The 14,939-nt window shown below is 30.9% G+C and carries 6 protein-coding genes; all 6 read left to right on the forward strand.

Features of this window, described 5'->3' with window-relative positions; all coding sequences use genetic code 11:
• The first annotated feature begins 527 nt into the window (after nt 1-527).
• Entirely contained in the window at nt 528-1,424 is an 897-nt protein-coding gene (locus tag BXY80_RS11335) for an ABC transporter ATP-binding protein (RefSeq protein WP_120202011.1), read from the forward strand.
• Nucleotides 1,425-1,452: 28 nt separating this feature from the next.
• Nucleotides 1,453-2,277 (forward strand): ABC transporter permease, encoded by an 825-nt coding sequence (locus BXY80_RS11340; RefSeq protein WP_120202013.1) that lies wholly within the window; start codon nt 1,453-1,455, stop codon nt 2,275-2,277.
• A gap of 110 nt (nt 2,278-2,387) precedes the next feature.
• Nucleotides 2,388-5,786 (forward strand): T9SS type B sorting domain-containing protein, encoded by a 3,399-nt coding sequence (locus BXY80_RS11345; protein ID WP_120202015.1) that lies wholly within the window; start codon nt 2,388-2,390, stop codon nt 5,784-5,786.
• 119 nt (nt 5,787-5,905) lie between these two features.
• Complete coding sequence (locus BXY80_RS11350; RefSeq protein WP_120202017.1) at nt 5,906-9,220, forward strand: T9SS type B sorting domain-containing protein; 3,315 nt, start codon at nt 5,906-5,908, stop codon at nt 9,218-9,220.
• A gap of 42 nt (nt 9,221-9,262) precedes the next feature.
• Nucleotides 9,263-11,095, forward strand: a complete 1,833-nt coding sequence (locus tag BXY80_RS11355) for a T9SS type B sorting domain-containing protein (RefSeq protein WP_120202019.1) — start codon at nt 9,263-9,265, stop codon at nt 11,093-11,095.
• A gap of 196 nt (nt 11,096-11,291) precedes the next feature.
• Nucleotides 11,292-14,939, forward strand: a 3,648-nt coding sequence (locus tag BXY80_RS11360) for a choice-of-anchor L domain-containing protein (protein WP_147376129.1), incomplete at its 3' end; no start/stop codon positions are given.

Genomic DNA, 14,939 nt, shown 5'->3' on the forward strand with positions numbered 1-14,939 from the left:
CAGTAGCTCCATAAACTTTATCTATTTTCATTTTTTTAAATTTAAATATTAAACTTATTCTAATAAGAAGCATTAGTTTCTAGAAGTAAAATATTGAAGTATTATAAAAATAAACTGGCACCAGTTTTGATTAATCATCTGTTAATTTCATCTTATGACTAATACTTCTAAACAAATCATAATCAGCAATTAACACAACTAATATATATATATATATATATATATATCTAAAAATCAAGACGTATTTTTAATTATTGTTATAAACAGTGTAATGTTAAAAAAAATAACCACTCAATAAAGCTAGACATGTGTTAGATAGTACGGAAAAACCGTAACTAAAATGATTATTAAAATAATATTTTAACAAACTCATTAACAGTTTGTTATAAAAATATTTTGTAAATCTATTAAAAATAATTAGTATGTTATAGTTTCTAAATTAAGTTTATCTTTCTTACTTAAAACCTCATATGTAACAAAAATTAAAATCTATCGTCTTACTTTTAACTAATCAATCATAAATTACTTTGGAATCAATTTTAACAATCAATAACCTTACAAAGAAGTTTGGTTACTTAACAGCAGTAAAAGACTTAAGCTTTACTATAAACAAAGGAAATGTTTATGGTATTCTTGGACCAAACGGAAGTGGAAAATCTACAACCTTAGGTGTAGTTTTAAATGTCGTTAATAAAACGCAGGGTGATTTTCATTGGTTTGATGGTAATACCTCAACTCATGATGCACTTAAAAAAGTTGGAGCTATAATCGAGCGACCAAACTTTTATCCATATATGACTGCTTATCAAAACTTAAAACTAGTATGTAAGATTAAGGGCGTCGATTATAGTAAAATTCAAGAAAAGCTTGAAATAGTTGGTTTAGATGACCGAAAAGATCATAAATTTAGAACCTATTCTTTAGGGATGAAACAACGTTTAGCTATTGCTTCTGCACTTTTAAACGACCCTGAAATTTTAATTCTAGATGAGCCAACTAATGGTTTAGACCCACAAGGAATTCACCAAATAAGGCAAATCATAAAAGATATAGCTAGTAACGGAACAACAATACTTTTAGCATCTCATTTGCTAGATGAAGTAGAAAAGGTTTGTTCTCACGTTGTTGTACTTCGTAAAGGAAAAAAATTGTATTCTGGTCGTGTTGACGAAATGATTTCCAGCCATGGTTTTTTTGAATTGAAATCTGAAAATCAAGAAGAGTTAATAAAGTTTCTAGAAGGTAATTCTTCCTTTAAATCAATTAAAACAGAAGATAATCTCATCACTGCATTTTTAAATGAACCTATGGATTCTTCAACATTTAATAGACTATTATTTGATAAAGGCATTGTGCTGTCTCATTTGGTGCAACGAAAGGAAAGTCTTGAAGAACAGTTTTTACAGTTAACAGACAACAACTAACCATTATCAATCAAACAATCAACCACACATGTTACGACTTATAAATTTAGAATTACAAAAACTACTCTTAAACAGAGCTAGTAAAGTATTAATTTTTATATCCTTTATTTTACCCTTTACGGTTTTAGTACTATCGTCAATTAAAATCAATTTTTTTGGTTTTTTTACACTGGAATTGGGAGAATTAGGAATTTTTAATTTTCCAATTATTTGGCACATCACTACTTTTTTTGCTGCTCAATTTAAATTTTTCTTTGCCATTGTTGTAGTAAGTATGATTGGTAATGAATACAGTAACAAAACGATAAAGCAGAATCTTATTGATGGTTTAAGTAAAAAAGAATTCATTTTATCTAAATTTTACACAATTGTATTCTTTTCTCTTTTAGCAACTATTTTAATTGGAGTCGCTACTTTTTTAATTGGGATGTACTATTCTAGTTATACTGAAGCTACTATAGTGTTTAGAGAAATTGAATTTTTATTAGCATACTTTATTAAGCTCGTTGGTTTTTTTAGTCTATGTTTATTTTTAGGCATGTTGGTTAAACGTTCTGCTTTTGCATTAGCCTTCTTGTTTGTGCTATTTATAGTTGAATGGATAATTTTAGGATTAATAACTTGGCAGGCAAACTTTAATATAGCAGAAAAGATTCAAAACTTTTTTCCTTTAAAATCAATGCATAAGCTTATAGACCAGCCTTTTCAACGTATCATGATGACTAAATTTCCAGAAAAAACAGAAATAGCTTATGATTACGCAGTACATTGGTATGAAATAGTTATTGTTTTAGGTTGGACAGCACTTTTTGTCTTTTTATCATACAGATTATTAAAGAAGCGAGATTTATAATATCTTTATTTGCATGTTTGGGATTCGCAACCTTTCTATAATTTAATTAGGATTTTCTTAGTATAGAATGTTATATAATTGTTATCCCTCAATGCGGTATTGCATATTATATGAAAAAGAAAATAGTTTTTATAACTACTTTATTGTTTTGCTTGTGCTTAAGTTATGCACAACAAGAAGCTTCTTTTTGGTATTTTGGGCAAAATGCCGGACTTCAATTTAATTCGGTAACTGGTACGGTTACAACATTAACAGATGGACAATTAAACACACTTGAAGGTTGTACGTCAATTTCTGATACTAATGGTAATTTACTTTTTTATTCAGATGGGAGAACCATTTGGAATAGTAACCACAATCCAATGCCTAATGCGAGTGAAGCTTTTGGAACAGGCTTAAAAGGTGACGATTCTAGTACGTCTTCAGGGTTATTTGTACCCAAACCACAAGATCCAGACTTATACTATATTTTCACTGTAGATGAACCTCATCATGATAATCCATCAGCTCCAACTCCAAATGATGATGGTTTAAATAATGGATTAATGTACTCACTTGTTGATCTTACATTAGATTCTGGTTTAGGAGATGTTGATCCTCTTGAAAAAAATGTACCATTAATTACTTATGACACAAATGACCCTAATCAAGTAAATTTTAAATGTTCAGAGAAAATAACAGCTGTAAAAGCAGATGACTGTTCTTCTTTTTGGGTGATAACACATTTTATAGATAGTTTCTACAGTTTTAAAGTAAGTGTTAATGGTGTAGAAACTACACCTGTAATTTCAACAGTTGGACCAACAGTTCCAATTTCTGGATATAGAAGAAACTCTTTGGGCTATCTAAAAGCATCTCCTAATGGGACAAAGTTAGCCGTAGCTCATTTTGGGTTTTCTACTACATTGGGTCAAGATGCTGCAGGTGGAGTTTATCTTTTTGATTTTGATAACGATACTGGAATTGTTTCTAACTCGGTTGAATTATATGGTCCACAAAATGGAGATAGCCCTTATGGTATAGAGTTTTCTGCCGAGAACAAAAAAATATATGCAACGATTGGTGTTGGATTTGGTGGTAATGGCCCAAGTAATTTAGCTCAATGGGATTTAGAAAGTGTAGATATTCCAAATTCTATGCAAATAATTCATTCTTCTAATAGTATAGCAGCTGGAGCTTTACAATTAGGTTTAGATAAACGTATATATAGAGCTCAAGTTAGTTTCGCAAACCTTAATACATCAGGAAGGTTTCTAGGTGTTATTAATAACCCTGAAGCTACTGGAGTAAATGCTAACTATAACGAAAATGGTATTTTGCTAGATATAAATAACAATTTTCAAAATTTAAGTAGAATTGGCTTGCCTCCATTTATTCAATCGTTATTTAATTCTCAAATAGATATTATTCAAAACGGAATTAGTACTACAGAACTCAAATTATGTACTGGAGATAGTTATACCTTAATAGCCGAAGATGTTGTTGGCGCCACATATAGTTGGAGCAAAGATGGAAATTCATTACCAGAAACAACCTTTGAGCTTTTTATTGATACACCTGGTTTTTACGAAGTGTTTATAGAACCCAATAACGGAGAATGTCCAATTGAAGGCGAAGCTGTTGTTGGAGTTTTTGACATTCCATTTGCCGACCAACCTTCTAATATGTTTTCTTGTGATTTCTTCCCAACCTCTACTTTTGATTTTACAACACAAGACACACAAATACTTGGCACCCAAGACCCATTAAATTATACAGTGCATTACTATACAACCCAACAAGACGCAGACGATAATACAAATGAAATTTTAGGTGTATTTACTAATACCGAAAACCCACAAACAATCTTTGCAAGAGTAGATAATAATGAAAACCCAAACTGCTATGATACCACTTCTTTTGTAATAGAAGTAAATATAACACCAGTTGTTGCCATGTTAGATGATTTAACAGTATGTGATGAAGATTTTAATGGTGATAGTGCAGATGGTTTTGTAACTCTTAATTTACGTGATTTTGATGCTGGTATTTTAATTCAGCAAGATGCAAACTTAAATACTATTACATATCATCCAACACAGCAAGATGCAGATAATAAAACTAATAACTTACCAGATGTTTATACAAATACAAATGCTTATACTGAAGAGATTTTTGTGAGAATTGAAAATAATATAAATACCGAATGTTATTCTACAGATTCATTTATGCTTACTGTAAATGATGCTCCTGAAGCAATAGACACAATTTTAATACAATGTGATGAAGATGGTATACCTGAAGGCTTTACAACTTTTAACTTAAACCAAGTAATAAATGATATAACTAATGAAGCAACTAACAGAACTGTAAATTATTACACATCGCTTTTAGACTTGTCAAATAATGAAAATGAAATTAGCGCTGAAGCATTTAATAACTATTTTAGTCCTCAAACAATCTATGCGCTAGTAACACATACGGAAACAGGCTGCTCAAATATTGCTGAGTTAACACTAGAAATTAGTTCTACTTCATCAAATAATACTACTTTAGAAGCTTGTGATGATGATGGCATTGAGGATGGTTTTGCTAATTTTAATTTATCTGATGCTGACTTTAATGTTTTGTTTTCATTACCATCAAATGTTGGCATTTCGTATTACGAAACATACGAAAATGCACTTCTAGAGGTTAATCCACTAGCTACTAACTTTACAAACACAACTCCATACAATCAAACCATTTACGCTCGAGTAGAAAATGCTAATGCCTGTTTTGGTATTAGCGAAGTACAACTTACAGTTTTAGAACTTCCTAATATTGAAACCGAGCATCAAACCATATATTGTCTTAATACATTTCCTAAATTGTTAACGCTTACTGGAGGCATAATTGATGATTTGCCAAGTAACTATTATTACAATTGGTCTACAGGAGAAACAACCTCTGAAATTTTAATTAACCAACCAGGTACATATACTGTAAGAGTTACAAATACTGATGGATGTTTTAAAGACAGAACCATAACGGTATTACCCTCAAACATTGCTACTTTTACTAATATAGAAGTTACAGATGCATCAAGTAATAATACCATTACAGTTTTTGTAACGGGAGAAGGCATTTATCAATATGCAATTGACAATCCCAATGGTCCATATCAAGACAGTAATCTATTTGAAAATGTGTCTTATGGGTTTCACACAATATACGTGAGAGATATTAAAAATGATTGTGGTACAGTAGACACTCAAGTTTCTGTTATTGGGTTTCCAAAGTTTTTTACACCAAATGGAGATGATGTAAACGAACATTGGCAGGTTAAAGGTATTTCATCTCAATTTCAACCTAATACAGACATTTTTATTTTTGACAGGTTTGGTAAACTCATAGCTCAATTAGATCCATTAGGAGCTGGTTGGGACGGCACTTTAAACGGTTATCCTTTACCTGCTAACGACTATTGGTTTGCTGTTACTTTACAAGATGGTAGAATTTTTAAAAGTCACTTCGCGCTTAAAAGATAACTTTATTTAGCATTAAAATCTATTTAGTTTCAATGAATTGCAACTTAATTTAACATTTCTTAGCATAATCAAATGTTAAATTAACTGTATATTTGATAGTTCAGATTCGGCTATGAATTATGAAAAAATTATTTTATTTATTATTATTCTTATTGAGTCAAAATACGATTGCTCAAAGTGAAGCTTCAAATTGGTATTTTGGAAATGGTGCTGGTATACAATTTAATCAAGATTTAGGAACTGTAACTAATGATTTTGGAAGTATTGATACTTTTGAAGGTTGTGCATCAATATCTGATGAAGATGGTAATTTATTGTTTTCAACTGATGGCATAAAAGTATATGGTAGCAATCACCAATTAATGCCAAATGGTGATGATTTGTATGGCGATCCTTCAAGTTCTCAATCTGCTATAATAATACCTAAACCAGACCACCCAAATATTTATTATGTCTTTACTGTTGGTACATTAAATAATACGGAAGGTAATCCTAACTTAGGGCTTAATTATTCTGAAGTAGACATGACACTTAATAACGGACTTGGTGATGTTACTGTTAAAAATGTGAATTTATTAAGATACTGTTCAGAAAAAATAAGCGCAGTTTCTAAAGACTGTACTACAAACTCTATCTGGGTTGTTGCTTTAGCAAGTCGTTCTCGCTTAACTACTACTGGTAATGGGTTAGATACATTTCATGCATTTGAAGTAACTAACCAAGGAGTAAACCCAGAATCCGTAAGAACTAGGTTCATAAACCCAAATGTATTGGATCCGAGAGGGTATTTAAAGCTATCTCCCGATGGTAGTAAACTAGCTTCGGCAAATATTACTGAAGGTTTATTTCTTTATGATTTTGATAAGGAAACTGGAGAGCTTTCTAACGAGCAAGAACTACTTATTTACTCAGCAAATGACTCTCCTTATGGTATAGAGTTTTCACCAAATAGCCAGTTTCTTTATGTACATGCTTATAATAATGTAAATGTGCAAGGAGAAGATGATGTTCCTGAAAATCATTTTTCGTCATTAGTTCAATATGACCTGTCTGTTCCTTCTATTGAAATTAATGAAACTCAAGTTACAATTGATGAAAGACAACTATACAGAGGTGCATTACAGTTAGGTCCTGATGGTAGAATTTATAGAGCACTTAGTGCAACTTACAATGAAGGGCTTCCACACCTTGGCGTTATAAAAAATCCAAACTTAGCAGGTCTAGCCTGTAATTATACCCATAATGCTGTTGACCTTGAAATTGCACAATCTACTCAAGGATTACCTCCATTTATCTCATCATTTTTCTATACTCAAATTGATATTATTAGAAATGGTATTAGTGACATAAACCTATCTCTTTGTAGTAACGATACCTACACCCTTATAGGAGAAGACATACCTGGAGCTACTTATACATGGTCTTTAGATGATATTCCTTTAGCAGAAAACGATTTCGATTTAGACATTACCCAAGGAGGACATTATAAATTATTAATCGATCCTAATAATGGTGAGTGCCTAATTGAAGGAGAAGCATTCGTTGCTTATTTCGATACACCAGTCGCTAATCAACCTAATAATATTGAAGTCTGTGATAATGACAATGATAGTATTTATAGTTTTGATTTAACTTCTCAAGATGATTCTATATTAGGAATACAAGATGCAATGATTTACAATGTTCATTATTTTGAATCTCAACAGGATGCCATAGATAATGTAAATGAAATTAACGGCTTATATAATAACATCTCTAATCCTCAAGAAATTTTTGTTAGAATCGATTTAGAACGTAATACTGATTGCTATGATACTACTTCATTTTTTATAGAAGTATTTAACACACCAATTGCAAATTTAATATCTGATTTTTCTATTTGTGAAAATGATATAAATAATACAGATGGTCAAACAAATATAGATTTGTCAAGTCTTAACTTAACAGTATTAAATGGTCAAAATAGCTTAAATAACACTATTACTTATCATTCAAGTCAAGACGATGCTAGTAATGGGGTTAATCCTTTACCTTATAATTATTTTAATGTAACCCCGTTTGAAGAAACAATTTTTGTTAGAATTGAAAACAATTTAAAAACCGACTGTTTTAACACTACTTCTTTTACAGTAACAATCAACCCTATTCCTCAAGTTTTTGATGCTTCTTTAATTCAATGTGACGAAGATGGTGATTCTGATGGGATAACCGTGTTCAATCTCAATCAAGTTTCTAACACAATATCAGGTAATGAGCCTGACAAAACTGTTATCTACTATTTGTCATACAATGATGCTAATAATAACATAAATCCAATAAATTCTAGTTACTATACTAATGTTTCTAACCCTCAAACAATTTATACTCGTGTTGTAGACAATTTAACAGGTTGTATAAGTAGTAATATTTCAGAACTAACTCTAGAAGTAAGCACAACTTCTGTAAGAGACATATCTATAGTCATTTGTGATGATGATGGAGTATCAGATGGAACATACAACTTTAACCTTAATGATATAAGTGTAGATATTTTAAATAATTTACCTTTAAACCTAGGCTTAGTTTTTTACGAAACATACGAAAATGCACTTCTAGAGGTTAATCCACTAGCTACTAACTTTACAAACACAACTCCATACAATCAAACCATTTACGCTCGAGTAGAAAATGCTAATGCCTGTTTTGGTATTAGCGAAGTACAACTTACAGTTTTAGAGCTTCCTAATATTGAAACCGAGCATCAAACCATATATTGTCTTAATACATTTCCTGAATTGTTAACACTTACTGGAGGCATAATTGATGATTTGCCAAGTAACTATTATTACAATTGGTCTACAGGAGAAACAACCTCTGAAATTTTAATTAACCAACCAGGTACATATACTGTAAGAGTTACAAATACTGATGGATGTTTTAAAGACAGAACCATAACGGTATTACCTTCAAATATTGCTACTTTTACTAATATAGAAGTTACAGATGCATCAAGTAATAATACCATTACAGTTTTTGTAACTGGAGAAGGCATTTATCAATATGCAATTGACAATCCCAATGGTCCATATCAAGACAGTAATCTATTTGAAAATGTGTCTTATGGGTTTCACACAATATACGTGAGAGATATTAAAAATGATTGTGGTACAGTAGACACTCAAGTTTCTGTTATTGGGTTTCCAAAGTTTTTTACACCAAATGGAGATGATGTAAACGAACATTGGCAGGTTAAAGGTATTTCATCTCAATTTCAACCTAATACAGACATTTTTATTTTTGACAGGTTTGGTAAACTCATAGCTCAATTAGATCCATTAGGAGCTGGTTGGGACGGCACTTTAAACGGTTATCCTTTACCTGCTAACGACTATTGGTTTGCTGTTACTTTACAAGATGGTAGAATTTTTAAAAGTCACTTCGCGCTTAAAAGATAACTGAATAATTTGCGTAAATTGTAGCTTAAAAATTGCATCAAAATGAGGCTAATTAAGTTTATAATTTTATTACTTATACTGGTTTTACCAAATCTCTCTTTTGGGCAAGATATTCAATTATATCAGCAGTTTAATGGCAGGTATGATTATACAGCAATTGGCAATACTTTAAACCAATTTGAAAACAACTTAGACCAGAGTTTTTGTAGCATATTAGAGTCTTCTCAAGCAACGCTAAACCTTTCGAGTGACTCAACAATTATTGCAGCTTATTTATATTGGGCAGGTTCTGGTATTGGAGATGAAAATGTCACATTAAATGGGGTTTCTATTGATGCTCAAACAACTTATAACGTAACAGGAACTTTACGAAATCTTGCTTATTTTTCATGTTTTGCAGACATCACCGATTTTGTAATTTCTGAAGGTAATACAGATTATCTATTAGAAGATTTAGATATTTCTGAAACACTGACTTCAAATATTTGGTATTGTGAAAATCGAACAAATTTTGCTGGTTGGAGTATTCATGTTATATATGAAGATGAAAGCCTACCTCTTAATCAATTAAGTGTATTTCAAGGTCTAGAAATAATTGATAGAAATGTACAAGAAAAGACAATTGTTTTAGATAATCTTAATGTACTAGATAATGTAGGTGCCAAAATTGGGTTTTTAGCTTGGGAAGGCGACAATGCCTTAAATTTTGGAGAAAGCCTTTCTATCAATGGTAATATCTTATCTAATCCACCCTTAAATTTGAGTAATAATGCTTTTAATGGTACTAATACATTTACAAACTCAAATACATTTTATAATTGTGATTTAGATGTTTATAATATACAAGACAATATTTCTATTGGCGATACCTCTGCAACAATAAGGCTTACAACAGGAGAGTTAGTAAATGGAGTTATGCAAGCTGATCTTATTATTTTAAATACTGTTGTAACCGTCTTTAATAGTCAATTACCTGATGCAACTATCACTATTGATGATTATATTTTAAATTGCAATTCACGTGAAGTTGAAATTAATTACACCGTTTATAACGTAAATAGCACAGATGTTTTACCAGCTAATACACCCATTGCATTTTATACAAATGGCGTATTAATTACGCAAAGTAGTACTCAAAATGAATTACCCATTAGTGCTTCAGAAAATAATACTATCACAATAACACTCCCTAATAGTACAGTAGAAAATTATATTTTTACAGCATCTGTTGATGATGATGGCACAAATAACGGAATTATTACTGAAATAAATGAAGATAATAATATTGATAATGAATCTTTAGAATTACTAACTACACCTCCAATAGAGATACTTCCAAATCACCTAAAATGTAATGAAGGTTCAAACTCAGCAGTTTTTAATCTGATAGATAATTTTAGCACTTCTACTAATATCTCTTTTGGTTTAATCCAATTTTACAATAACCTTTCTGATTTAGAAGCTGGTGAAAATGAAATTTTAATCCCAGATTCCTATTCAAATATTACTAATCCACAGACTATTTATATTAAAGTTAAAAATTCGCCTTGTTATGAAGTTTATCAGTTTGATATTTTAGTTGAAAACTGTCCGCCTCATATTCCACAAGGGTTTTCACCAAATAATGACACAATAAACGATTGGTTTAATATCCAAAACTTATATGGCTTTTTTGATAATCATGAACTAAAGATATTTAACCGCTACGGAACTCTAATTTTTGAAGGTAATGATGACAAACCTTGGTACGGGCTAATCAACAGAGGTATAAATAACCATGGTAATTTAGTACCAGTAGGGACTTACTTTTATATTCTAAATTTAAATGATCCTAACTATAAACCAATGGTTGGTTGGGTGTATGTAAACTACTAATAGTATAATTGTATTGTTTTTCAAACAACTTTTTAGAATCTTATTCTTTTATCTAAATGTTAATATTTTATGCATTTCGTCGTGTTAATTTGCATTTCATCTAAATTAGGTTTACATTTCAAACTTATATAAAAATATAAATTCTAAGAAGCCCCAAATCTTCTAGTTTTTATACCCTAAACTTAACCGCTTTAGAATGAAAACGTTCCTATTTTCCCTCCTTGTATATTTATGCTTGTTGTGCAACTTTGCATTCTCACAACAGATAATAATAGATAACTCATTTACTGAGCAACAACTTGTAGAAAACGACCTTATCCAAGGCTGTGTAGAAACATCAAATATAAGTTCGCAAGTCAATGGATCTATTAATGGTTTTAATAGCTTTGGTTATTTTGAACGTGGATCTTCAAACTTTCCTTTTGAAAACGGGATTATGCTTTCTACGGGTAATGCAAGCTCTGGAGGAAATGTTGTTAATTCAGCAATTTTAAATGAAGGCGAAAACAACTGGACAACAGATTCTGACCTTGAAACTGCTTTAGGAATTACCGGAACATTAAATGCTACATCAATTGAGTTTGATTTTGTTTCTGTGGCAAACCAAATTCAGTTTAATTATATTTTAGCGTCAGAAGAGTATTTTGGAAACTTCCCATGTCAATACTCAGACGGATTTGCATTTTTAATTAGACAGTCAGGAACTAATGACCCATATACTAATATTGCAGTAATACCAGGAACTACAACTCCTGTAAATACAAATACAATTCATGATGAAATTGTTGGATTTTGCGATGCTTCTAATCAGCAATATTTTCAAGGATTTAACTTGGGTGACACCAATTATAATGGTCGTACAAGTGTAATGACAGCTACAGCTACAATTATACCTAATGTACAGTATCATATTAAACTAGTAATTGCAGATCAAACAGACGAAAATTATGATTCGGCAGTTTTTATTCAAGGAAATAGCTTTAATGCTTCAGTAGATTTAGGAGATGATATTACAACTTGTGCTGATGTAATTACTTTAGATGGTAATATAGATAACCCATTAGCTACTTATACATGGTTGTTAGATAATAATCCAATTAATGGAGAAATACAACCAACTTTAAATGTAAATCAGTCAGGTAATTACCGAGTTGTAATTGATATTCCACTATCAAACTCTACATGTGTAATTGATGATGATGTAAATGTAAGTTTAAGTTCTACACAATCTGCTAATCCTGTTTCAGATTACGAACTATGTGATGACTCTAGTGGCAATCAAGTAGAAACTTTTGATTTATCTAATAAAGATACAGAAGTTATAGCTTCTGTTCCAGTTTCTAGTTATAATATTTCTTATCATGCATCAGCTAATGATGCGCAAGACAATATAAATGCAATAACAGCTCCAATTCAAAATATTTCAAATCCTCAAACAATTTTTGTTAGAATTGAAGATACAATTAATGGGTGTTTGGCATTTTCAAATTTTAACTTAATAGTAAACGCATTGCCAACTATAGTAAATCCTTCACCTCTATTTGTATGTGATGATACTACAGCAGATGGCTTTACAACTATAGATTTATCTCAAAAAGACAATGAGATTACAAATGGACAAAATAATCTCATTGTTACATATCATTATACACAAACAGATGCAACTAATGGTGTAAATAGCATTCCGTTGCCATATGTAAATACTAATCCAACAGAACAATTATTTGTAAATGTTACAAATTCCCAAACAGGATGCTCAACGACAACAAGTTTAGATGTTGAAGTTTTAAATAATCCTGTAATAAATACCGATAATCATTATATCGATGCTTGTGATCCTGAGCATGATGGTTTTGCAACTTTTGATTTAACATCAATTATTAATGATGTTTTAGAAGGGTTAACTGGAGTCACTGTAACTTTTCACGAAACCCAAGATGATGCAAACTTAGGCGTTAACGCAATAGTAAATGACACTAGTTATGATAATATTGTTTTTGAAGAACAAGTAGTATTTATAAGAGTTGAAGACAATATAACAGGTTGTGCGTCTACTACACCAATTGAGATTCATGCAAACTTATTATTAACAGCAACAAATATTAGAGACTTTTCTTTATGTGATGTAGATAATGATGGTGTTCAAGAATTCGATTTAATTAATGTAACAGGTTCTATTGTAAATGATTTAGAAGATATTACAATTGTATTTTATGAAACAGAATCAGATAGAGATAACCAAATTAATCCTATAGATACTTTAGTTCCTTTTTCGCCAGTAACAAACCCACAAACACTATATATAACTTTAAGTAGTCCTACATGTGATGAAGTAGAAGATATAGACTTAATATTAAACCCAGTAATAGAATTTAACTCTATTGGTTCTGTTCCAATTTGTGATACAGATCAAGATGGATTTACTCCAATAGATCTAACAAGTTTTGACACTCAAATTACTAATGGTCAATCTGGTTTTACAGTAAGTTATTTTGAAACAGAAAGCGATGCAAATTCTAATACAAACGAATTGCCTTCGCTATATACAAACACTTCTAATCCACAAACTTTATATACTAGAATTCGCTCTACGCAAACAGGATGCTCAGATATAAATTCTTTTGAAATAGAGGTTTTACCAGCACCAATATCTAGTACACCATCAGATATTATTATTTGTGATAATGACCAAGATGGTATTTCAGTTATAAATCTAGACTTAAAAATTTCAGAACTCGTTACAGACACAAATGAACGCGTTATAACATTTCATAATTCCCAATCAGATGCTAACACTACTACTAATCCGATTTCTAGTCAGACGACCTATCCAGCAACTACAGAAACGATTTATGCGAGAATTGAAAACACCATCACAGGTTGTCACTCAACAGAAAATTTTGAAGTCATAGTAAATACGCTTCCGGTGTTTATTCCAATAAGCAACTACAAAATTTGTGAAGATTCTAGCGATGGAATTGGTGATTTTTTATTTTCAACAAAAGACACCGAAATTTTAAACAATCAAACAGGAAAGCAAGTATTGTATTTTGAAAATCAGCAAGATGCTGAGAATAGAACAAATAGTATAGATAAAAATAATGCTTATCCCAATACATCTAATCCTCAAACTATTTATGTTCGTGTTGAAAACGATACAGATGTAGATTGCTTTGGCACTTCATCATTTATAATTGAGGTTGGAACAAATCCACAATTTAATCAGCCTACTGATATATTTTTATGTGATGATGCTTCAGATGATGGTATAACTACCTTTAATTTAGCATCGAAAATCACAGAAATCTCTCAAGGAATAAATGATACTTTAGACATTTCATTTTATACATCTCAAGCTAATGCTGAAAATCAAACCAATCCGATAGCATTACAATTTGAAAACACAGTAAATCCACAAACTATATATGCAGTTATTGATAACGGAACCATCTGTAATTCTATTGCAACTTTTGGACTTAATGTTATACAATCACCAGATGTTAATCCAGCTTTACCAATAACATTATGCGATGACAACTATGATGGGTTTGTAACTTTTGATTTAACAGATTCTGAACTTGATATTTTAGATGTAAGACAAGATGATATTGTTGTGACCTATTTTGAAACTATGTCTGATTTAGATGCAGACATTAATGCTATACAAAACCCAAATAATTATACAAACATTAGCAATCCTCAAACCGTTTTTATTCGTGTAACAAATACTGTATCCAACTGTTATTTATCGGTACCACTCGATATAGATATTAATTTACCACCAGCAATAAATCCGTTTAACACATTTGAAGTTTGTAATAACGAAGACAATACTGTAGATTTA

Origin of the sequence: Ichthyenterobacterium magnum (genome assembly GCF_003610635.1) — a bacterium.
Classification (GTDB): domain Bacteria; phylum Bacteroidota; class Bacteroidia; order Flavobacteriales; family Flavobacteriaceae; genus Ichthyenterobacterium; species Ichthyenterobacterium magnum.

Coding starts and splice junctions, on each gene's coding strand:
- BXY80_RS11350 (WP_120202017.1), top strand. CDS start 5,906: ATGAAAAAATTATTTTATTTATTATTATTCTTATTGAGTCAAAATACG.
- BXY80_RS11340 (WP_120202013.1), top strand. CDS start 1,453: ATGTTACGACTTATAAATTTAGAATTACAAAAACTACTCTTAAACAGA.
- BXY80_RS11345 (WP_120202015.1), top strand. CDS start 2,388: ATGAAAAAGAAAATAGTTTTTATAACTACTTTATTGTTTTGCTTGTGC.
- BXY80_RS11355 (WP_120202019.1), top strand. CDS start 9,263: ATGAGGCTAATTAAGTTTATAATTTTATTACTTATACTGGTTTTACCA.